We start from the raw sequence: 22,871 nt of genomic DNA, 5'->3' as shown, positions 1-22,871 counted from the left end.
CAGGTCGTTACACTGATCGCGTCATACCGCCGTCGACGCGGATATTCTGGCCGGTGATGTAGCCGGCGCCATCGGACGCGAGGAATGCGACGGTGGCCGCGATCTCCTCACTTTTGCCGTAGCGTTGCATCGGTACGCTCGTGCGGCGCTCCTCGGTGGCGGGCAGGCTGTCGATCCAGCCGGGTAGCACATTGTTCATCCGCACATTGTCGACGGCGAAGCTGTCCGCGAACAGTTTGGTGTAGGAGGCGAGCCCGGCGCGGAACACGGCTGATGTCGGAAACATCGCCGAGGGTTCGAATGCCCATGCAGTCGAGATATTGATGATCACGCCGGACCTCTGTTTCTGCATGATCGGTGTCACCAGTCGCGTCGGCCGGATCACATTCATCAGATAGACATCCATGCCGGTGTGCCATTGCTCGTCGGTGATATCGAGTAGCGGTGCGCGCGGGCCATGACCGGCGCTGTTTACCAACGCGTCGATCCGGCCCCATTTCTCCAGCGTGCCATCCACCAGTCGCTTCACATCGTCGCTCGACTGGTTGGAGCCGGTGACGCCAATGCCGCCGAGCTCCCGTGCGAGTGCCTCGCCTTTGCCGGACGACGACAGGATCGCGACCTTGAACCCATCGGCTGCAAGGCGGCGTGCGGATGCAGCGCCCATGCCGCTTCCACCGGCCGTGATGATGGCGACTTTGTCGGATGACATGAGGCGGTCTCCCTGAATGTTTTTCTGGTCGTATTGCTCTAGCGGCAAATCGTTCGGCGTAGAAACGCAAAACCCAGCGCCTGGCTCTGCGCCTGCTTGGTATTGTCCACCGCGCCAGAGTGTCCACCGGCGACAGTTTCGTTGAACCAGACGGGATAGCCAAGCTCTTCGAGCTTCGCCGCCATCTTGCGGGCGTGGCCGGGATGGACGCGGTCGTCGGTGCGGTTGGTGGTGATGAAGATCGGAGGATAGATCTTGCCGGGCGCGATCAGATGATAGGGCGAAAATTTCTGGATGAATGCCCACTCGTCAGAAATTTCCGGATCGCCATATTCGGCGATCCAGCTTTGACCGGCCAGCAGCTTGGTGTAGCGCGCCATGTCGAGCAGCGGCACGCTGCACCAGATCGCGCCGAACAGTTCGGGATAGCGTGTCAGCATGTTGCCAACGAGTAGTCCGCCATTGCTGCCGCCGTGGCAGGCGAGTTTTGCTGCCGTCGTGACACCGGACACAGCAAGATCGCGCGCGACACTTGCGAAGTCGTCATGCGCCACATGTTTCGTCGCCTTGCGCGAGGCGAGATGCCAGCCTGGTCCGAACTCGCCGCCGCCCCGGATATTGGCGAGCGCATAGAGGTTGCCTTGTTCGAGCCAGAGCTTGCCGGTGATGCCCATGTATGACGGTGTCAGCGAGACTTCGAAACCGCCATAGCCATAGAGGATCGTGGGCCGTGGTGCATCTGATGAGGCGAGGTTCTTGCCGATCAGGAAGTAGGGGATCTTGGTGCCGTCAGCGGCCACGGCGTAGCACTGCTTCACCTCGATGCCAGTTGAATCGAATGAGCGTGGCGAGGATTTCAGTGGTTCGAGGTCGCCGGCACCGTGCCACAAGGCGGTGGTGGTCGGCCGGTCGAAACCGGTGACGGTGAGCAGCATATCCTTGCCGAGGTCAGGATCGTCCTCGCCGCCGAAAGCTGCGACGCTGATCGAGGCGTTGTCGGGCAGACCCGGGACGGGAGTCTCGATCCAGCCGTCGCCGTCGCGCTTTGTGAGCATGATGCGCGCGCGGACATTGTCGAGGATCTGCAATACGACGCCGTGGCGCGTTTCAAGCCAGGATTCCAGCGCGCGGGTGGGCGTCGGTGTGAAGATGATTTCGAAGTCGCGTGCGCCTTCGAGGAAGCGATCGAGGTTGATTACTGCCAGCGCACCGCTTGGGATGACCATGCCGCCTACGGTCCAGTCCTGCTTCGGGCTGACGAGCAGATCGTCGGCATCGCCGGAGATCGATACTTCTTCGGGCAGGTCGAGTCGTACACGCTGTCCGGCATGGGGGCCGTTCTTTTGTTCGACTGATATATGCGAGCGCGTGAAATCCAGCGCGCGCCAATACGTCACGCGCTCATGGGTCGGGCGGCGGTCGACGCCAAACCAGGCGGCGACGTCCTGCTTCTCGACCTCGAACACGCTCTCGGCCGATGCCAGCGGCGTGCCGCGCTTCCATTTTCTGACAACGCGGGCGTAGCCGGCTTCTGTGGTGTCGCCAGGATTCTGCGCGCTGCCGAACAACAGCGTATCCTGATCGAGCCAGCTCACCTGGGTCTTGGCTTTCGGGATGAAGAAACCGTCCGCCACGAAGCTCTTGCTCGGGATATCGAACTCGCGAACCTCAATGGCATCGGTTCCATTGAACGACAGGCTGATCAGCGCGCGGGTCTTGTCCGGTGATCGTGCGGCGCCGGAGAAAGCCCAGGAGATTCCCTCAGCCTTGTTGAGTGCATCGATGTCGAGCAGGACGTCCCATTCGGGCTTATCTAGCTTGTAGCTCTCCAGCACCGTCCGGCGCCAAAGCCCACGCGGATGAGCGGCGTCCTTCCAGAAATTATAGAGATAGTCGCCGGACTTGCCGACGAAGGGAATGCGATCGTCGGCATTGAGGATCATCAGCACCGCTTCGTAGTCGTGCTTGTAAGCGTCGTCGCAGAGGAAGCCATCGGTGCGCGCGTTCTGTGCCTCGACCCAGGCCACGGCCTTGTCGCCCTCGATCTCTTCGAGCCAGAGCAGGGGATCATTATGGCCGTCGGCGGGATTTGGCGCAGTCATCAGTCACCTCGAAAACGGAACGTCTCAAAAGAAAGTCCGGGGTGCTAAGGCAACCCGGACTTTCGGATGGTGCAGTCAGGAGCGGGCGGAAATCAGGCCGCCAGCGCCTTGGTCAGGTTTTCCGCGACCTTGTCGAGGAAGCCCGTGGTCGAGAGCCAGCGCTGATCGGCGCCGACGAGCAGTGCCAGATCCTTGGTCATGTAGCCGGCCTCGACGGTGTCGACGCAGACCTTTTCGAGGGTCTTGGCGAACTTCGCCAGCTCGGCATTGTTGTCGAGCTTGGCGCGGTGGGCGAGGCCCTGGGTCCAGGCGAAGATCGACGCGATCGAGTTGGTCGAGGTTTCCTTGCCCTTCTGGTGCTCGCGGTAGTGACGGGTCACGGTGCCGTGGGCGGCTTCGGCTTCCACCACCGAACCGTCCGGCGTCAGCAGCACCGAGGTCATCAGGCCGAGCGAGCCGTAGCCCTGGGCCACGGTGTCGGACTGCACGTCGCCGTCATAATTCTTACAGGCCCAGACGTAACCACCGGACCACTTCATGGCGGCAGCCACCATGTCGTCGATCAGGCGATGCTCATAGGTGATCTTGGCGGCGTCGAACTTGGTCTTGAATTCGGCGTCGAAGATTTCCTGGAAGATGTCCTTGAAGCGACCGTCATAGACCTTGAGGATGGTGTTCTTGGTCGACAGGTAGACCGGAACGCCGCGCGACAGGCCATAGTTCAGCGATGCGCGGGCGAAGTCGCGGATCGAGTCGTCGAGGTTGTACATGGCCAGCGCGACGCCGGCGCCGGGGGACTGGAACACTTCGCGCTCGATCACGGCGCCGTCTTCGCCGACGAACTTCATCGTCAGGGTGCCCTTGCCGGGGAACTTGAAGTCGGTGGCGCGGTACTGATCGCCGAAAGCGTGACGGCCGATGATGATCGGCTTGGTCCAGCCGGGGACCAGGCGCGGCACGTTGCTGCAGATGATCGGTTCGCGGAAGATCACGCCGCCGAGGATGTTGCGGATGGTGCCGTTCGGCGACTTCCACATCTGCTTGAGGCCGAATTCCTTCACGCGCGCTTCATCGGGGGTGATGGTGGCGCACTTCACGCCGACGCCGTATTTCTTGATCGCGTGGGCGGCGTCGATGGTGACCTGATCGTCGGTCTTGTCGCGGTATTCCATCCCGAGGTCGAAATACATCAGGTTGACGTCAAGGAAGGGGTTGATCAGCTTGTCCTTGATGTACTGCCAGATGATCCGGGTCATCTCGTCGCCGTCGAGTTCGACGACGGGGTTGGTTACCTTGATTTTTGCCATGGGAGATCGGGCCTTTAGCGCGTTGCGGGAGCGGTGATTTGTAGGGGGGCTATAGCACCGCGCAGGACCCGGCGAAAGCCGGGGCGTTATGCAGTTTCGGCGCAATTTCGCGCCCAAAACGCAGGCTGTTTTTGCTCAAAATGCAGCCTGCGGCGCGGTGCCCGCCGCCACGTACCAGGTCACCGGCAGGCTGCGCCGTGCCTTTACGTCGCGTCGCGCCGGTACAGGCCGCCCGTGGTCACCAGGAAGTCGATCCGCCCGTCGAGCAGCGCCCGCAGCGCTTCGTCCGGGCTGTTGACGATGGGCTCCTCATGCACGTTGAAGCTGGTATTGACCAGCACCGGCAATCCGCTGGCCTCTGCAAACCCCTCGACAATGTCATAATAGAGCGGGTTGTCCGGACGCGCGATCACCTGAGGCCGCGCGGATCCATCGACATGGACCACCGCGGGGATACGGCCCCGCCATTCCGGCCTCACGTCGCAGGCGATGGTCATGTAGCGGCAGGCGCGCGCATTGACGGGATTGACGTCGAACACCTCCGCAGCCCGTTCGGCGGTGATCACGGGGGCGAACGGCATGAATTCGGAACGGCTCAGCCGTTCGTTCAAGAGGTCGTGGGTGCCGCGCCGGGCCGGATTGGCGAGGATGGTCCGGGCGCCCAATGCGCGGGGGCCATATTCCATCCGGCCATTGAAGATCGCGCCGATCTCGCCCGCCACCAGCCGCGTCACCGCGCCGTCGACCGGCGCCTCGTCGGTGCGGTGAATCCCCGGCGTGGTTGCGATGCCGTCGTCGAGCCCGGCCTGAAAATCGCGGCCGAGATAGACATTGCCGAGATCGCGGCGGCGGCCCAGCCATGGCACAAGGCCGTCGCGTTGCATCAGGTAGGACAGCGCACCGCCGATCGGCAGGCCGTCGTCGCCCATCGCCGGGAAAATGAAGAGTTCATCGATCGGCAATTGCTCCGCGAGCAGGCGGTTGAGCTTGACGTTGGCGAACACGCCGCCGGACAGGCCGACATGTCGCGCCGGATGCCGCTGCAAAAGGCGCTGCAGCGACAGCAGCATGGTGTCTTCCAGCACCTTCTGGATCGACGCCGCAAAATCCTCCCGGCCGGCCTGTTTGGCCAGCTGGCGCATCAGCGCGTTCATCTGGTGATAGCTGCGAAAGCTGGACTGGATACGTCCGTCCGGGGCGACCGAAAAATACCCGGCGATCGTCTCGGCCACTGTCGGTTTCCCCATGGCCGCGAGCCCGGTGAGCTTGCCCTCGTGCCGGTTGGGCCGAAATCCAAGCGACTTGGTCGCCGCGCTATAGGCACGGCCGAGGCTGTCGACGGGATTTGGCAGGAACAGACAGGCGTCGTCGCCGTAGAGCGTCGTCAGGCGGCCCTCAGTGAAGTGCCGGTAGCTGTAATTGACATTGTCGCCGCCGCCATCGGCCGTCACCAGCAGGGCATCCGGCCACGGGCTGTAGAACAGAGTGGGCAGCGCATGCGCTTCGTGGTGGTTGTAGAAATGGACTTCGGCGTCGTCGCGGAAACCGCCGTCGTGCCGCCAGGCCGCGGCATCGAACACGTCCTCGGCCCGCGGCGCGCGGTAGCGATGCTGCTCGGCGCCGAGCAGCAAGCGGTCCTTGCCGACCCGGCTGCGATACTGCTCGCGCAGCCAGCGGAGGCCGCCGAGGCGGGGGAAGTAGGCCTTGGGAAACATCGCGCGGCTGGTGGCGACGACGTCGATATCGCGCCGGGTGGCACCGGCGATCGACAGCACCTCGTCGATGGCCGCATCGGGATGAACACTGCCGTCGCTCTTGCGCCGGGTCAGTCGCTCCAGCGCAATGGCAGCCTTCAGGTCGTAATCTTCGAAAATGGCGACGGCGGCGTCATGGACGCCGGAGTGAACACTGAGGATAAGCTGAGGCATGAAGGCTGCTAGGTCATTCCCGGGAGCGGCACATTACCCGCCCCCTGTTACGACCCGCAAATCACGAGCGCTTGGCCGGGAACCCGCCTTCATCCGGATCATGAGGCGGCAGGCAGGCCACGTCTGGCATCCGCCGGCAATTCGTCGTAGGGCTGCATCGTGAATCGCCCCGCAGAGCGGGTTATTCGCATCCAGATGCCCGGCTAAGTCCTTTGTATCGCTCAACAATGTGGCGATCGCCAGGGGGCCCGGATGAGGTGTTGAATCAAAACCTTCACGGGTTGATTCAAGACCTTCAGAGATTGAATCAGAAAGTGAAGTGCGATGTCCGGTTCAGGCACCGACTCTACCAAGGCGCATACCGACCTGGTCGGTCCCGTTGTCATCCTCGTCGAACCGCAGCTCGGCGAGAATATCGGAATGTGCGCGCGGGCCATGGGCAATTTCGGCCTGACCCGGCTGCGCCTCGTCAATCCCCGTGATGGCTGGCCGAACGTCCATGCCCGCCGGGCGGCCTCCGGCGCCGATCACATCCTCGACAAGGTCGAGCTGTTCGACACCGTCGAGCAGGCGGTCGCCGATTGCACGCTGCTATTTGCCACCACCGCCCGGGCGCATGATCAGGCCAAGCCGGTGGTCGCGCCCGAGGCCGCGGCCGCCGAGACCATCGCCCATGTCGCCACTGGGGCGACCGCCGGCATCCTGTTCGGCCGCGAGCGCTACGGACTGCAGAACGAGGAAGTCGCGCTCGCCAACCGGATCATCACCTTCCCGGTCAACCCGGCTTTCGCCTCGCTCAACCTCGCCCAGGCGGTTCTCCTCTGCGGCTATGAATGGTTCAAGCAGGCCACGTCCAACGCGCTGCCCTATGCGATGCCGGAGCGGTCGGAGCCGGCGGCCCAGCACCAGATGACGGCCTTTTTCGACAACCTTGTCGGCGAACTCGACAAGGTCGAGTTCCTGCGCCCGCCGGAAAAGCGCGACACCATGCTGGTCAACCTGCGCAACATCTTCACCCGGATGGAGCCGACCAAGCAGGACATGCACACCTTGCACGGCGTGGTGATGGCCATAGCCGAGGGCCGCAAGGGCCCGGCCAAGGGCGGCGTGCTCGACGGCGAACAGGCCACCCGGCTGCGGGCGCTGCTGGCCGAACACGGCAAGGGTCAACAGCCGCATGAGAGCGGCACGGTGCGCGGCCTCGCGCGCATGCTCCGCCGCAACCCGACCGATGCCGAGCGCCTCATGTGGGACCAGCTCCGCGCCGATCGCCGCTTCGCCGGCCAGTTCAAGCGCCAGACCCCGGTCGGCCGCCACATCCCGGATTTCGTCTCATTCCCGGAGCGGATCGCCATCGAGCTGGTCAATCCCGGCGAGACCGAGGTGATTGTCAGCGACCGCGCCGCCCGGAAGGCCTGGCTGGAAGAACGCGGTTATCGCGTGATCGCGATGACAGCCGAGGACGTGACGCGGGACATCGCGCCGGAGCTGGACCGGTTGGAAGCGCTTCTGGCCAGCGGGATGCCGGGGCAGGGCTGACCAACTGTCATTTCGGGGCGCGTGCCGCTTCGCACGCGAACCCGGAATCCCGGAATGGCTTGGCTCACCGGAGACTCCCATGTTGGGATTCCGGGTTCGCGCCAAGAGGCGCGCCCTCAGGCACACCAATTGGTGTGCCGGGGAATGACGGCGTGATCAATGACGCATCCCGGGCTACGATGGCGGTGACCAGCCGCGATCAACGCGGCACTAAGACCGGGAGGCCCCATGACCATCTCCACCGCCGAGAAGCGCGCCAATTTCCGCAAGCTCCATGAGTCCGGCTGTTTCGTCCTCCCCAATCCCTGGGATGTCGGCTCGGCGCGCTATCTCGCCCACCTCGGCTTCAAGGCGCTGGCCTCGACCTCTGCCGGCTATGCCTGGTCCACCGGCCGCCCCGACAACAAGGTCACGGCCGACGACGTTATCGAGCACCTCGCGCTGCTCTCCGCCGCCACCGATCTGCCCGTGAATGCCGATTTCGAGAACGGCTTTGCCGATGACCCCGCAGGCGTCGCCGCCAATGTCGCCCGCGCCGTGGCGAGCGGCATCTCGGGCCTATCCATCGAGAATTCCACCGGCCGCGCCGACCAGCCGCTCTATGACGACGTGCTGGCAGTGGAGCGCATCAAGGCCGCCCGCGCCGCCATCGATGGGGTCGATCCCGCCGTCATGCTGGTGGCGCGCTGCGAAGGCTTTCTGCATGGCGAGCGCGACCTAACAAAGACCACCGCGCGGCTGGTCGCCTTTGCGGAGGCCGGCGCCGATTGCCTTTATGCGCCGGGTGTCGCCTCCGACGCGGAGATCACCACGCTGGTGCAGGCGCTGGGCGGCAAGCCGCTCAATGTCCTCACCGTGCAGCCGACCATGACCGTGCAGCATCTGGCCTCGCTCGGCGTCCGCCGCATCAGCGTCGGCGGCTCACTGGCCCGCATGGCCTGGGCCGGCTTTATGCAGGCCTCGCAGGAGATCGCCGGGCAGGGGACGTTTACGGCCTTTGCCAATGGGGCGAGGGGCGGGGAGTTGAATAAGTTGTTTGGCGAAAAGTTCTGACGATTGAGAATAAGTCCCGCTCAAGCCGCCCAACGCGCCGATAGCGCTTCAGCCTGCCGCAGAACCGTTTGCACGGCTGCGTCTTGAAGATCGGGTGGATAGCCGTGCTTGCGCAGAATTCGCTTAACAAGCACGCGCATCCGCGCCCGGGCACTTTCGCGGTGTGACCAATCGACCGATACGCTGCTCTTAAGGCTGACCAGCAATTCGTGCGCGATGATCTTGAGAGAGTCGTTGCCTAAAGCTTCGATAGCGCTCTCGTTCTCGGCCAAGGCGTCATAAAACGCGATTTCCTCTGGCGACAGCCCTTCGTCTTCACCGCGTTGTCGTGCAGCTCGCACTTCTTTCGCGAGGTTGATCAGTTCTTGCAGCACCTCTACCGTTGAGATCGCGTTGGAATGATAGCGAGCAATCGCAGCGTCGAGTCGCTCGGAGAAACGCTTGGTTTCGACGACATTGGTGCTGCTGCGCGACCGGATTTCGTCATTCAACAATTTGCGTAAAGCTTCGAGCGCCAGATTCTTTTTGTCGAGTTGCTGTACTTCCGCAAGGAATTCGTCCGACAGAATAGAAATATCCGGCGTTGCAATTCCGGCAGCAGCAAGGATATCGACAATCTCTGTCGAGACGACGGCCCGATCTAGGATTTGTTGGATCGCAAACTCGCGTTGGGTGTTGCTCAGCCCCGCACTTTCCGCTGATTTCACCAGGGCGATGCGCACCGTCTGGAAAAAGCCGACCTCATCTCTGATCTCACGGGCCTCATCGCTAGCTGAGGCCAAGGAAAATGCGACGGATAGGGCGCGCACAGCGTCCTGATAGCGGCGGTTCTCCAGGCGCTTCTTATCTTCGCTTGTTTCGCGCGCCGCGGCCTCGTGCTGCCGGGCCAAAATCCACTCGATAGCCTCAGCGAGCACCACGAGACGCTGATGCGGGGTGCCGGCCAAGCCATGTGCATAGTCGAATCCGTGAAACATGGCTTTTACGACTTCGAACTTCTCAAGCAGGACCGCGACGGCCTGGGCTTCGTCGATGCCTGCCTGACGCTGGTCCGCGCCGGAATACTGACCGAGCGCGTTCTTAAGATTCTGAGCGATGCCGATGTAATCGACAATCAATCCGGCAGGCTTATCGCGGAATACGCGGTTGACGCGAGCAATGGCTTGCATCAATCCGTGACCCTTCATCGGCTTGTCGACATACATGGTGTGCATCGAAGGCGCATCGAAGCCGGTCAGCCACATATCGCGCACCAGCACGAGCTTGAGCGGATCCTTCGGGTCCTTTGCGCGCTTGGCCAGCAGGTCCCGGCGCGATTTGGGTCCGACATGCCGCTGCCATGCCTCGGGGTCGGCGGCCGAGCCGGTCATCACCACCTTGATCGCCCCTGTGGCATCGTCGTCGCTGTGCCAGTCGGGGCGAAGCGCGATAATGTGGTCATAGAGTGCGACGCAGATGCGGCGGCTCATGCACACTACCATGGCCTTGCCGTCCAGGGCGGCGACACGGTCCTCAAAATGCCGGACCAGATCGGCGGCCACCATCGCAAGCCGTTTCTTCGAACCGACGAGGGCTTCGACCGTCGCCCATTTGCGCTTGATGCGCTCCTGTTCGGTGGTTGCTTCGTCTTCGGTCAGATCGTCGATCTCGGCGTCGATCGTCGGCTTGTCCTCGGCCCGAAGTTCAATGCGGGCGAGGCGGCTTTCATAGTAGATCGGCACCGTGGCGCCGTCCTCCACGGCACGGCTGATGTCGTAGACGTCGATATAGTCGCCAAACACCATCGGCGTGTTGACGTCATCTTTTTCGATTGGCGTCCCGGTGAAGCCAATGAAGGACGCATTCGGCAATGCATCGCGTAGATATTTGGCGAAACCGTAAGCGATCACGCCGGTCTTTTGCGCGACTTTTGCGCCGAAACCATATTGACTGCGATGGGCTTCGTCGGCGATCACCACGATGTTGCGCCGATCGGACAGCATCGGATAGATCGTCTCGCCGGTGGCGGGCGCAAATTTCTGGATAGTGGTGAAAATGACTCCGCCAGAGGCGCGGCTCAGTGCCGACTGCAGATCATCGCGGCTGTCGGCCTGAACAGGCGTCTGCCGGATCAGGTCGCGGCACATTGCGAAGGTGCCGAACAGCTGGTCGTCGAGATCGTTGCGGTCGGTGATCACCAGGATGGTCGGGTTTTCCATCTGCGGATGGCGCACCAGTTGGCCGGCATAGAATGCCATCAGAAGGCTCTTGCCGGAGCCCTGCGTGTGCCAGATCACGCCGATCCGCTTGTCGCCTTTTGGATAGCTCTCGACCCCTGGCAGTCCATAGGTGGCGGGATCCTCGCGCATGCCCTGGAAGTCAGGAGATGCGACAGGCTTCCCGACATTGAGCGCCAAAGCGCGGACCGTCGAATCCACAGCACGCTTCACTGCATGAAACTGATGATAGCCGGCGATGATCTTGGCCAACTCCTTGCCGGTCTCGCCGAAGACAGTAAAGTCGCGCAGTAGATCGAGCAGCCGGCGGCGCTCAAAGATACCATCGATCAGCACGCTCAGTTCCGGCAGGCCCTTGGCGGCGATCACCTCGCCGTCGGTGGTGCGCCACGGCATGAAGCGTTCGAGATCCGCGGTGAGCGAGCCGACACGCGCGGTGATACCATCAGAAGTGACAAGCACCGCGTTGGTGCGGAACAGCGCCGGGATCTGGCTCTTATAGGTCTGCAGTTGGTTGTACGCGCCTGCCAGTGTGGCATTGGCCCCGCCGGGAGCTTTGAGTTCGATCACGCCGAGCGGCAGGCCGTTGATGAACACCACTACGTCCGGCCGGCGATTAACGGGGCCGGCGATCACAGTAAACTGGCCGGTGGCCAGCCAGTCATTGGCGGCGAGATCGTCGAAATCGATCAGGCGTACCTTGTCACCACGGATGCTCCCGTCGTCGCTCGCGAATTCGACATCGATACCCTCTACCAGCAGTCGGTGCAGGCGGCGATTCTCTTCGATTAGCGATGGCTTCTCGGTAGCGAGCACTTTTCGCAACGCGTCGCCGCGGGCGTCTGCCGGAATGGCCGGATTCAGTCTGGCGATCGCCGCCGTCAGCCGCCCGACCAACACCACGTCGGCATACGCCTCACGCTCGGGCGCTTTACCGTCCGGGCCGATCTCGGCGTCGGGCGCCACCGCATAGCCAAGCCTGAGAAGATGATCGAGCACCATCTCCTCGACAGCGGCTTCAGACAAGTAGGCCACGGCGATCTCCGTTCAGCTAATGATGAGGACGCTCATGATGAGCTTCGCGTGTCCGCTAGGATGGCATCGAGGTTGTAAAGCTTTGTGGCATAGCGCTTGCTGTCTGCCGCAGTTGTCAAGGATTCCTTGACAACTACCCCCTCAGTCAGTTCCGCTTCGGCAAAGATGGTCTTGAAGTGCAGGTTGACATTCCGCTTGGTGGTGTCGAACAGCAAGCCGATATCGGCCTGAGTCAGCCAGACGCTGCCGTCCACAGAACTCATGCGGCTTCCCCGGCGATTTTTTCGGCGTCCTTGATGTGGATTTCGCCAGACATCAGTTTGGGGAGCAGGAGATCACGGGTGGCGGCGAGGGCTTTTGACTCAGTATCGTTGGCGGCAATGCGTTCAAACATAGGATCGATCGCGGTGCCTAACATTGCCCATAACTTATTACTTGTAGGACGCGTCACTAGATACGCAGATACAGCAGCGTTAGTCGCTCTCTGTCGCCCCGATGTGCCGGTCATGCTCCGAATGGCATTTGCGCGAAAATCTGGATCGCGCGCTATCAAATAAGCAAGTGGCTTTGGGACGGGGAGGCGCGAGCGGAGCACAATGAATTCCGTCGAGCCCCATCCAATTATCCCTTTAGGAAGGCACTGAACGAAAGCGGTCTTGCCGTTTTCCAGACAGGGCGTAATTCGGGCGAAAAGAGCATCGCCATTGCGAAAGCGCATGCCTGATCCAAAATCCCGAAGGACATAGTCCTCGGTATTAGGGCCGACGGTCGGAAGGGCGCCCATGTCGAGATAAGGAGCAGTTTTTCCGCGCGCCAAGGGCTCAGATGGGTTCACTTCAACCAGATCGCTTAGCGGAACGTTGGCCCAACTGGTTGGCTTACCCTCTTTATCGAGAGTATCTGGAAACAAAGCCCACACATCCGCCGCCAGATACGGCGCACGGCCTTCCACCTTGGCGCGGGTTGGGCCGAAATCGACGAACCAGTCCTTGAAGATCGCCCGCGCCATCGCTTCCAGCGTCTCGTTCATCCGCCGGTTCAACTCGATCTTGTCGTCGAGGGCACCAAGGACTTCGACAATCGAGTCTTGTGCTTCCCGATTAGGCATACAGATGTGGAAAGCTTTTGCCTCCGGGAAGTATATCGTTTGGTGAACGCTTCCTACTGCGAACTTTAAAAGAGCTTCTCGCTCAGCCAGCAGGACATACTTTAGAAAATGAGGATTTAGCGCGTCCGAGCAAATCCAATTTACAAAGTCTTGGCTGGTCGACATTGGGCGCCCCATAACCACGACGTATCCAACAGATGCAGTCCTCGATAAGCAAACAGTGTTTTGGGGGAGGACGCGCGCTGAGGAATTGGTAATCCCCAACTCGTTAGTACACTCTATGGTCTCATGAATGACGCGGCCGTGGTTCCCGGTGGCGTCACGAATGCCGATCCAAGGAATTGAGCCACCCCAATATTCGGGGTGTCGCCTGCTGGGTGTATGTCCAGACTCAAGCCGCGCAACTGACGATAAGGCTGTCCAAGTCCACCCATTCGGTGCTGGAAGGTTTGGGGACCCAACGGAGAGCGCGTATCGCCCTGGAATTACTGCGGCGGTCGCATCGCGTCCGCCTGTAATAGTTTGGCTTCGAGCCATCAACTCACCACGTTTTGTAGATTTGTTACGATCCGCGCTGACAGCGCATCTGCATCTGCAAATTGGCCGCGAAGCTGTTTGGCGAGCTCTGCAAATCGATCTCTGAACGCCCCGTCAATCTCCGCAACTTCAGCGCTCCCAACATATCGTCCCGGCGTCAATACGTGAGCTTGCTGTTGGACTTCCGCGAGAGTGGCTGCCTTGCAAAATCCAGGCTCGTCCACATAAGTACCTGCAGCGCTTTCACCGCGCCAAGCATGATAGGCGCGAGTGATCTTGTCGATGTCGGCGTCGGAGAATTCCTTACGCGTCCGGTCGACCATGTGGCCAAGCTTGCGAGCATCGATGAACAGGATCTCGTTGCGTCGATCACGAAGCTTCGCGTCCATGGCGATGCCGTTCGATTTGTCCCGGGCAAGAAACCAGAGGCAGACGGGAATCTGTGTCGAATAAAATAGCTGGCCGGGCAGGGCGATCATGCAATCAACGACGCCGGGCTTGCCGTCCACACCCTCGATCAGCGCGCGGCGGATGGTGTCCTCGCCGCTTTGCGTCGATGACATCGAGCCGTTGGCCAACACCACGCCGGCTGTGCCGGATGGCGCCAGGTGGTGCACGATGTGCTGCAGCCAGCCGTAATTCGCGTTCCCGACCGGCGGCGCGCCATATTTCCAGCGCACGTCTTCGCGCAGCCGGTCGCCGCCCCAGTCAGAAATATTGAACGGCGGGTTGGCGAGCACGTAGTCCGCCTTGAGGTCGCGCAACTCGTCCTTGTGGAAGCTACCCTCGCTGTTCCACTTAATGTCGCAGTCGATGCCGCGAACCGCAAGGTTCATCTTGCACAGCCGCCACGTCGTATAGTTCGACTCTTGGCCATAGATCGCCATATCGCCGATGCGACCCTCGTGCTCCAGCGCGAATTTCTCGGACTGCACGAACATGCCGCCGGAACCGCAGCAGGGATCATAGACGCGGCCCTTAAACGGCTCGATCATCTCGACCATCACCCGCACCACCGAGCGCGGCGTATAGAACTCGCCGCCGCGCTTGCCTTCGGAACCGGCGAACTGGCCCAGAAAATATTCATAGACACGGCCGAGCACGTCGCGCGCTTCGCCCTTGTCCTGGCCGAGCGCGATGCCGGAGATCAGATCGATCAGTTCGCCGAGCATCACCGCGTTGAGCGCGGGGCGGGCATATTCCTTTGGCAGCACGCCTTTGAGCGTTTCATTTCGCTTCTCGATGGCGATCATGGCCTCGTCAATCATCTTGCCGATCGACGGCTGCTTGGCATTGGCCTGCAAATGCGACCAGCGCGCCTCCTTAGGCACCCAGAATACGTTGTCGGCTGCATATTCGTCGGGATCTTCGGCGCCGTCCGGATAGTCGGCCAGCAGCTCGGCGCGCTTGGCCTCGAAACTGTCGGAGATGTGCTTGAGAAAGATCAGACCCAGCGCCACGTGCTTGTAATCTGACGGCTCCATATTGCCGCGCAACTTGTCGGCCGCCTTGAACAACTCAGTTTCAAAGCCGAGATCGCCGCCTTTGGTCTTTCCCTTGTCATTGACCGAGGCAGGTTTGGCGGGAGCATCGACCTTCGCTGGTTTCTTGGCTTCAACCACGATGGGGGCAGCCAGCGCGACCGAACCGCCGCGACCACGGCCGGGCGTCACGACGCCCTCGGCGACCAGATCTTCCTTCACCGCGTTGTAGGTTGTTTCTTGCCACTGCAGCGCCTCGCGCAAGCGACTGTTGCCGGCGGAGCCGCCAAGTTCGGTCAATACTGCCAGGAATTTGTCTTTTCGCGCCTGATTAGCCATTCCGCCCCAAGTTAATTCTTCCATCGGGCTCAAGCGCACGCGCGCCTCGGCCCGTTGAAATGCTTTCAGCCGCTTGTGTTCGCCAAGGCGACGCGGTTGAGAATTTACATCACGACGTTTGTGGCAAAAACCGCCCAAACTTCAAGTTGTTATTTCGGATGGGCGTGTCTTGATGATGCCGCTGCCGGCTTGCTGACACGCTATTCCACCGTCGGTCTTGCCCGCGTCGCCAGAACCATCAGCGCATCGGGGCTGAAGTTGACGATCTCGTCCGCGCAGCAGGTTGGTCATCCGCAGCGCCTACGGTCTCCGCCGTGGGCCCCGCAGCCGCGGCGGATCGGGCGGCGTATGTGCCTCCTCCAGCAGGGCCATCGCTTCATCGGGGACGCGGTCGATGTTGACGCCGCCGCGGCGCATCTCCTTCAGCGCGGCGCGGATCGCGGTGTCGCAGTCGATCCAGTCCTGGCCGGTGCGCGCCGGTGCATCGGGGTGGCGGCGCGGGCGCCGGTTGCCCATGGCTTCCAGCCGCGCCATCTTCACCACCTGCATGGCCTGGATCAGCCGGTCGAGATCGACCGTGGGGCTGTTCCACAGCTCAGTGACGCAGCGCTCGGCCAGCGCCTGCAGCTTCTCGCGCAGCACGCGCAACTTCAGCCGGCGGCCGGCGCGGGCGCCCCGCAATGTATCGCTGGCCACAGGCGCAAACGGGTGCCGCTGCCAGCCGCCCTCGCGGGCCCAGCGCCCGACGGTGCTGTGGGTCGCGCCGGTCCTCGCCGCGATCTGCTTGTAGGTCAGCGTGGTCTCCTCGATCAGGCGGCGCACCGCGGCCACCGTGGCATTGGTGTGCAGCCGCTTGCAGCCCTGGGGCGGCCGCCTGGCATCGGCGGCGGTCCGTTGTCCACATCCTCGGTCACCCGAAGGCGCGTCACCGGGTCCGCGGAGGAGTCGATGACGCGGATGTTGGAGGGAAAGAGGGGATAGGCAGGATAGCGCATGCTGACTCCCTTTAGAGCGCGGTCAATCGGATATGGAATATATGCCTATTGCGGGAGAGCGCAAGCGGGCGCCTGACTCCACTTAACCTCTCCCCGCCTTTTGCGGGGAGAGGTCGCCGCGTCTTCGCGGCGGGTGAGGGGCGGTCGCGGGTGCTGCGGCATGCGCGGGTTCTCGGGTCGGAAAGTATCGACGGGATGGTGCGATCCGAGAATGTTTCCTTGTTGCATCGCTCTTGCCATGCCCCTCATCCCACCCTTCTCCCCGCGCAGTGCGGGGAGAAGGAGCGCGCCGCCGGCGCGCCGTCTCGGCTGAGCGTTAGCCAGCCCGTCCGCGCGTCCCTTCAATCCCCAGCACCTTCATCCGCGACGCCAGTGTCGTCGGCCTGATGTCCAGCAGCTCCGCCGCGCCCCCCGGTCCGAACACCTTGCCGGATGTCGCGGCAAGCGCCGCGAGGATGTTGCTGCGCTCGTGATCGCGCAGTTCGGCTGACGTCATCACCGCCGGCCGGGCGTCGGACTTCACGCGATGCGCGCCTGTCGCGTGATGCGGGCCCGGCATATCCGGCAAGTCGATCCGCAAGCGCCCATTCTGCGACAGGATCACCGCGCGCTCGATGACGTTCTGCAGCTCGCGCACATTGCCCGGCCAGTCGTAGCGCGACAGCCGCCGGGCATCGCCCTCGGACAGGCGCAGATCCGATTTCAGTTTCTCGCTGAGCAGGAAGTGCTGCGCCAGCAGGGGAATGTCCTCGCGGCGGTCGCGCAGCGGCACCGACTCCACGGGAAACACGTTGAGCCGGAAATACAGGTCCTCGCGAAACCGTCCGCGCGCCACTTCCTGTTTCAGATTGCGGTTGGTGGCGGCGATGACGCGGACGTCGACGGAGCGGGTGCGTTCCTCGCCGACGCGTTCGAAATTGCCTTCCTGCAGCACGCGCAGCAGCTTGCCCTGCAGCTCTAGCGGGATCTCGCCGACCTCGTCGAGAAACAGCGTGCCGCCATCGGCGAGCTGGAAGCGGCCGATGCGGTCGCGCACCGCGCCGGTGAAGGCGCCGCGCACATGGCCGAAGAATTCGCTCTCGAACAATTCGCGCGGGATCGCCGCGCAATTGACGCGGATCAGCGGCCGGTCGCGGCGCCCCGAGGCTTCGTGGATCGCGCGCGCGATCAATTCCTTGCCGGTGCCGGACTCGCCGGTGATCATCACCGCCGCCGTAGTCGGTGCCACCAGCTTGACCTGCCGCAGCGTCTTCTGGATCGCCTCGCTCTGGCCGATGATGCCGCGCGGATTGGTCTCGATGCGGATTTCCTCTTGCAGATAGGCGTTTTCGAGTTCGAGACGCTCGCGCAGGCGATCGACTTCGGCCAGCGCCGCATGGAGTTTTTCATCGGCCTCGCGGCGCTGGCTGACATCGCGAAACACGATCACGGCGCCGACCACCATGTGGCGGTCGCGGATCGGGGTCGACGTGTATTCGACCCAGACCGGCGAGCCGTCCTTGCGCCAGAACACCTCGTTGTCGACATTGTGCACGGCGCCGTCGCGAAAGGCAGCATAGATCGGGCAGTCGTGATCGGGATAGTGGCTGCCGTCGTGATGGCTGTGATGCACGATCGGGTGGATTTCACGGCCGACGAGTTCGTCGGCGGTCCAGCCCAGCATGCGCTCGGCGGCGGGATTGACGAAGGTGGTCTTGCCATCGGCATTGACGCCGTAAATGCCTTCGCCCGCGGCGCGCAGGATCAACTGGTTCTCGCGCTCGATGTCCTGAAACACGCGCTCGACCCGCTGCCAGGCGGCAATGCCGCCGCGCATGTGATCCTCGGCGGCGGCGTCCACATGTCGGCGGCGGCGCTGTTCGAGATCGCTCATGGTCAGCAGCAGCAAGGTGCGCTCGCCTTGCGGCACCAGCGAGCCCGCATATTCGAGCTGCAGCGCTTCGCCGGTGGCGTGGCGCGGCGTCAGCGTGTTGGTCCAGTAGGAGCCCTTGGCGAGCACCGCCTGCGTGAACACGATCAGCGCCGGCAATTGGCCCGCATGCAGCGCGCTGATCTTGATCTGGCGCAGCAGCGCGCGGTCATAGCCGAGCAGGGTGCAGGCGGCCGGATTGGCGTCGATGATCTGGTCGGCATGGGGATCGAGCAGCAGCGTCGGCTCGACCGAATAATCGAAGGCGATGGTGCGCAAATCATGCGGCTGGGCTGTTGCCAAATCCATCGGCGAAACTCCGAAAAATCGTAATCAGGCTACGATTTTTCGTGTAGCACGAATTTTCGTAATCGCCAATGATGGACCGAAATGCCTGCGGCGATTGGACATTCCGGCGCGCGCGGGGCTGGCACACTCCTTGCGTAAATGACCGGAGCGTCACCGAGGAGGTCACATGTCCACATTCGACAATCCGTTCGATCCCGCCCGCCGTTTGCGCAATGGCGCCTGCAGCTGCGGTCAGCACGCCAGCCAGTCCGAGCATGAGGCCACGCTGCAACTCAGCTGCGACATTCCTGCGACCGAGGACAAGCGCTATGAGGGCGTCGTCGCCTCGGCTGTGATGCGCGCGGTGTTCCCGAAAGAGATCGCGCGCCGCGCATTCCTGAAGTCGGTCGGTGCGTCCAGCGCGCTGGCAGCGCTGTCGCAGTTCTTCCCGATCAAGACGGCGACTGAAGTGTTCGCGCAGGGCGCGGGCAAGCTCGAGAAGACCGATCTCAAGGTCGGCTTCATCCCGATCACCTGCGCGACGCCGATCATCATGGCCGATCCGCTCGGCTTCTATAAGAAGCAGGGGCTCAATGTCGACGTGGTGAAGACCGCCGGCTGGGCCGTCATTCGCGACAAGACCATCAACAAGGAATACGACGCCGCGCACATGCTGGCGCCGATGCCGATCGCGATCTCGCTGGGCCTCGGCTCGCAGCCGATCCCCTACACCGTGCCGGCGATCGAGAACATCAACGGCCAGGGCATCACGCTGGCCATGAAGCACAAGGACAAGCGCGACCCCAGGGATTGGAAGGGCTTCAAGCTCGCCATTCCGTTCGACTATTCGATGCACAATTATCTCTTGCGCTACTATCTCGCCGAACACGGCATCGATCCCGATACCGACGTGCAGCTGCGCTCGGTGCCGCCGCCGGAAATGGTCGCCAACCTGCGCGCCGACAATATCGACGGCTTCCTGGCGCCCGACAATATCTGCCAGCGCGCGATCTATGACGGCGTCGGCTTCATGCATATCCTGTCCAAGGAAATCTGGGACGGGCACCCGTGCTGTTCGTTCGCGGCATCGAAAGAGTTCATCACCACCTCGCCAAACTCCTTTGCCGCGCTGACGCGTGCCATCGTCGATGCGACGGCCTATGCGTCGAAGGCGGAGAACCGCAAGTCGATTGCGGAGGCCATCGCGCCGGCAGCCTATCTCAACGCGCCGCCGGTGGTGCTGGAGCAGGTGCTGACTGGCACCTATGCCGACGGTCTCGGCGGCATCAAGACCGATGCGAAGCGCGTCGATTTCGATCCGTTCCCGTGGCAGTCCTTTGCGGTGTGGATGATGACCCAGATGCAGCGCTGGGGTCAGATCAAGGGCGATGTCGACTACAAGGGCGTCGCCGAACAGATCTATCTCGCCACCGATACGGCGAAGGTGATGAAGGAGATGGGATTGAGCCCGCCGGCGACGAGCTACAAGTCGTTCGCGGTGATGGGCAAGAGTTTCGATCCGGAGAAGCCGAAGGAGTATCTGGCGAGTTTCAAGATCAGGAAGGCGACGTGAGGTTGCTGTGACGCGCCGGCCTCTCCGCTGTCGTCCCCGCGAAGGCGGGGACCCATACCCGCCGTGTTTGTATGGGGGCACGTCAGTGAGGGCTGCGCTCAAACCACGGGCTCGGTGTCTATGGATCCCCGCCTTCGCGGGGATGACAGGCTGAGTTTGGGGCGACGTTGAGAGACATAACGAGATAACCAGATAACGAAATGACCTTTTCCCTTCGCTTCCGCGCCGCCGTCGTCTCCATCGCGATCTTCCTCGCCTTCATCGGCGTGTGGCACCTCGCCACGCGGCAAACGGCGTCGGTCGGCACCATGTCGCCGGAATACGCAAAGCTGATGGGTCTCACCGCGACATCGGGCAAATCCGCGATGCCCGGGCCGCTCGATGTCGGTGCTAAACTCTGGGAGCACCTGAAGCGACCGTTCTATGACAACGGGCCGAACGACAAGGGACTCGGCATTCAGCTGGCCTATTCGATCGGCCGCGTCGGGCTCGGCTATCTCATCGCGGTCATCGTCGCGATTCCGCTTGGCTTCCTGATCGGCATGTCGCCGCTGATGAACAAGGCGCTCGATCCCTTCATCCAGGTGCTGAAGCCGATCTCGCCGCTCGCCTGGATGCCGCTCGCGCTCTACACCATCAAGGACTCCTCGCTGTCGGCGATCTTCGTGATCTTCATCTGCTCGGTCTGGCCGATGCTGCTCAACACCGCCTTCGGTGTCGCCGCCGTGCGCAAGGAATGGATCAATGTCGCGCGCACGCTGGAGGTCGGCACCTTCCGCCGCGCCTTCACCGTCATTCTTCCTGCGGCCGCGCCAACGATCCTCACCGGCATGCGCATTTCCATCGGCATCGCGTGGCTGGTCATCGTCGCCGCTGAAATGTTGGTCGGCGGAACGGGGATTGGTTACTTCGTCTGGAACGAATGGAATAATTTATCGATCACAAATGTGATTATTGCGATCCTGATGATCGGGATCGTCGGCATGTTGCTGGATCAGATATTGGCACGCTTCACCCGCATGGTCACGTTTCCGGAGTGAATGCGATGGGATTTGTAATCTTGATGAATGCCGCTCCTTCCTTACCTCGCCCCGCACAGCGAAGCGAAGCTTCGCCAGGCGGGGAGAGGTCGACTGTAACGCGCGCAGCGCGTGGAAGTCGGGTGAGGGGGACTCTCGGCAGCACGACGTCGCTGCGACTCCCCTCATCCCGACCTTCTCCCCGCAAGCGGGGAGAAGGAGTGGCGCGTCGCTGAAAGTATCGTCATGACCACCAAATTCATCTCCATCGAAGGCATCGCCAAGCGCTATCCGCAGGCGGCGGGCGGCGCGACCACGATCTTCGAGGATCTCTGGCTGTCGATGCCACCGGGCGAGTTCGGCTGCATCATCGGCCATTCCGGCTGCGGCAAGACCACGGTGCTGAACATTCTCGCCGGGCTCGACGATCCCAGCGAAGGCACCGTCATCGTCGACGGCCAGGCGATCTCGGGCACCAGTCTCGACCGCGCGGTGATCTTCCAGAGCCACGCGCTGCTGCCGTGGCTGACTGTCATGGGCAACATCGCCTATGCGGTGTCGTCGAAATGGCGCAAGTGGGACAAGGCCAAAGTCCGCGCCCATGCGCAGACCTATATCGACAAGGTCGGTCTCACGGGCTCCGAGCACAAGCGGCCGTCGGAGCTGTCCGGCGGCATGAAGCAGCGCGTCGGCATTGCGCGCGCGCTGTCGATCACGCCGAAGATCATGCTGATGGACGAGCCGTTCTCGGCGCTCGATGCGCTCACCCGCGGCACACTGCAGGACGAGGTGCGCCGCGTCACGCTGGAGACCGGCCAGACCACCTTCATGATCACCCATGACGTCGACGAGGCGATGTATCTCGCCGACAAGATCTTCCTGATGACCAACGGCCCCGGCGCCGTGCTGGCGGAGATCGTCGAGAACCCGCTGCCGCGGGATCGCTCGCGCATCGATCTGCACAAGCACCCGCATTATTACGCGCTGCGCAACCACATCATCGATTTCCTGGTGACGCGCAGCAAGAGTTTCACCGCCACCACGCCGAACCATGATCCGCGCCACGTGCCGGTGGTGCGGCCCGCATTCACCGAGGCGCCAACGATGCCGTCTCTCACCAGCGCTGTGCGCTAACAAACTGCACGAAGCCTAAGGAGAACCATCATGCTGCGATCCGACCTCACCGAAAAGCTGCTCGACATCAAGCGCGAGAAGGAATGGACCTGGAAATATATCTGCGAGCAGATCGGCGGCTATTCCGAAGTGCTGATCGTCGGCGCCATTCTCGGCAACATGAAGCTGACCAAGCCGCAGGCGGCCAATGCCGGCGAGCTGTTCGGCCTCTCGAAGAGCGAGACTGCGATGCTCAACGAGATCCCGATGCGCGCCGAAAATGTGCAGATGCCGCCGCAGGATCCGCTGATCTATCGCTTCTACGAGATGGTGATGGTGAACGGCCCGGCGTGGAAGGCGCTGATCGAGGAGGAATTCGGCGACGGCATCATGTCGGCGATCGATTTCGACATGGTGATGCAGCGCATCAGTAATCCCAAGGGCGACCGCGTCCAGATCACGATGTCCGGCAAGTTCCTGCCGTACAAGTATTACGGCGCGACGGGCAATGTGCCGGAATATGGGTTCAAGGAGGGGTAGGGGCCCCTCGCACGCCGAATGTCGCATGCGGTGCGCGGTATGTGAAATAACCGCGAGACCTGCTATCACTAACTCTT

At 62.3% G+C, this 22,871-nt stretch carries 16 protein-coding genes; 6 read left to right on the top strand and 10 right to left on the bottom strand.

All coding sequences use genetic code 11. The features are described 5' to 3' along the window. Window positions 1-7: 7 nt before the first annotated feature. The 4 genes from RSO67_RS07360 to RSO67_RS07345 all read right to left on the bottom strand — a co-directional run bounded on the left by RSO67_RS07360 (window position 8) and on the right by RSO67_RS07345 (window position 6,049). On the bottom strand, window positions 8-712 hold the full coding sequence (locus RSO67_RS07360) for an SDR family oxidoreductase (RefSeq protein WP_315842950.1): 705 nt from the start codon (window positions 710-712) through the stop codon (window positions 8-10). Window positions 713-750: 38 nt separating this feature from the next. Next, window positions 751-2,814 carry a prolyl oligopeptidase family serine peptidase gene (locus tag RSO67_RS07355; RefSeq protein WP_315842949.1) on the bottom strand — a complete coding sequence of 688 codons (2,064 nt, stop codon included), beginning with the start codon at window positions 2,812-2,814 and terminating at the stop codon, window positions 751-753. Between the two features lie 92 nt (window positions 2,815-2,906). Beyond that, a complete protein-coding gene (locus tag RSO67_RS07350; RefSeq protein ID WP_315842948.1) occupies window positions 2,907-4,121 on the bottom strand; it encodes an NADP-dependent isocitrate dehydrogenase in 1,215 nt (404 codons plus the stop codon). Window positions 4,122-4,324: 203 nt separating this feature from the next. Next, the gene (locus tag RSO67_RS07345; RefSeq protein WP_315842947.1) at window positions 4,325-6,049 is read right to left on the bottom strand and encodes a carbamoyltransferase C-terminal domain-containing protein; all 1,725 of its coding nucleotides are present in this window, start codon (window positions 6,047-6,049) and stop codon (window positions 4,325-4,327) included. 324 nt (window positions 6,050-6,373) lie between these two features. On the opposite strand from RSO67_RS07345, the gene RSO67_RS07340 reads away from it, so the two are divergent. Together RSO67_RS07340 and RSO67_RS07335 are read left to right on the top strand one after the other, a co-directional pair. Next, a complete protein-coding gene (locus RSO67_RS07340; RefSeq protein ID WP_315842946.1) occupies window positions 6,374-7,588 on the top strand; it encodes a TrmJ/YjtD family RNA methyltransferase in 1,215 nt (404 codons plus the stop codon). 228 nt (window positions 7,589-7,816) lie between these two features. Further along, window positions 7,817-8,641, top strand: a complete 825-nt coding sequence (locus tag RSO67_RS07335) for an isocitrate lyase/phosphoenolpyruvate mutase family protein (RefSeq protein WP_315842945.1) — start codon at window positions 7,817-7,819, stop codon at window positions 8,639-8,641. A gap of 20 nt (window positions 8,642-8,661) precedes the next feature. Here the strand turns inward: RSO67_RS07335 and RSO67_RS07330 are convergent, their stop codons facing one another. The 6 genes from RSO67_RS07330 to RSO67_RS07305 form a co-directional block, all read right to left on the bottom strand. Next, entirely contained in the window at window positions 8,662-11,892 is a 3,231-nt protein-coding gene (locus tag RSO67_RS07330) for a type I restriction endonuclease subunit R (RefSeq protein ID WP_315842944.1), read from the bottom strand. 32 nt (window positions 11,893-11,924) lie between these two features. Next, window positions 11,925-12,155, bottom strand: coding sequence for a hypothetical protein (locus RSO67_RS07325; RefSeq protein WP_315842943.1), 231 nt, complete (start codon window positions 12,153-12,155; stop codon window positions 11,925-11,927). Next, on the bottom strand, window positions 12,152-13,537 hold the full coding sequence (locus RSO67_RS07320) for a restriction endonuclease subunit S (protein ID WP_315842942.1): 1,386 nt from the start codon (window positions 13,535-13,537) through the stop codon (window positions 12,152-12,154). The genes RSO67_RS07325 and RSO67_RS07320 overlap by 4 nt, the downstream gene beginning before the upstream one ends. Next, window positions 13,537-15,357, bottom strand: coding sequence for a class I SAM-dependent DNA methyltransferase (locus tag RSO67_RS07315; RefSeq protein WP_315842941.1), 1,821 nt, complete (start codon window positions 15,355-15,357; stop codon window positions 13,537-13,539). Before RSO67_RS07315 ends, RSO67_RS07320 begins: the two co-directional genes overlap by 1 nt. Window positions 15,358-15,657: 300 nt before the next feature. Beyond that, on the bottom strand, window positions 15,658-16,179 hold the full coding sequence (locus tag RSO67_RS07310) for a hypothetical protein (RefSeq protein WP_315842940.1): 522 nt from the start codon (window positions 16,177-16,179) through the stop codon (window positions 15,658-15,660). Between the two features lie 489 nt (window positions 16,180-16,668). Then, window positions 16,669-18,570 (bottom strand): sigma 54-interacting transcriptional regulator, encoded by a 1,902-nt coding sequence (locus tag RSO67_RS07305; protein ID WP_315842939.1) that lies wholly within the window; start codon window positions 18,568-18,570, stop codon window positions 16,669-16,671. A gap of 166 nt (window positions 18,571-18,736) precedes the next feature. Here RSO67_RS07305 and RSO67_RS07300 point away from each other — a divergent pair, with 166 nt between their 5' ends. The 4 genes from RSO67_RS07300 (at window position 18,737) to cynS (ending at window position 22,794) form a co-directional block, all read left to right on the top strand. Further along, window positions 18,737-20,122, top strand: a complete 1,386-nt coding sequence (locus RSO67_RS07300; protein WP_315842938.1) for a CmpA/NrtA family ABC transporter substrate-binding protein — start codon at window positions 18,737-18,739, stop codon at window positions 20,120-20,122. A 200-nt stretch (window positions 20,123-20,322) separates the two neighbouring features. Then, entirely contained in the window at window positions 20,323-21,162 is an 840-nt protein-coding gene (gene ntrB / locus RSO67_RS07295) for a nitrate ABC transporter permease (RefSeq protein WP_315842937.1), read from the top strand. Between the two features lie 225 nt (window positions 21,163-21,387). Next, a complete protein-coding gene (locus tag RSO67_RS07290) occupies window positions 21,388-22,275 on the top strand; it encodes an ABC transporter ATP-binding protein (protein ID WP_315842936.1) in 888 nt (295 codons plus the stop codon). Between the two features lie 30 nt (window positions 22,276-22,305). Further along, window positions 22,306-22,794, top strand: a complete 489-nt coding sequence (gene cynS / locus RSO67_RS07285; RefSeq protein WP_184518426.1) for a cyanase — start codon at window positions 22,306-22,308, stop codon at window positions 22,792-22,794. The last annotated feature ends 77 nt before the right edge of the window (window positions 22,795-22,871 follow it).

Origin of the sequence: Tardiphaga sp. 709, from assembly GCF_032401055.1 — a bacterium.
GTDB lineage: Bacteria > Pseudomonadota > Alphaproteobacteria > Rhizobiales > Xanthobacteraceae > Tardiphaga.
Note: the sequence above shows the minus strand (reverse complement) of the source record. Positions and strands in the feature narration are given on the sequence as shown.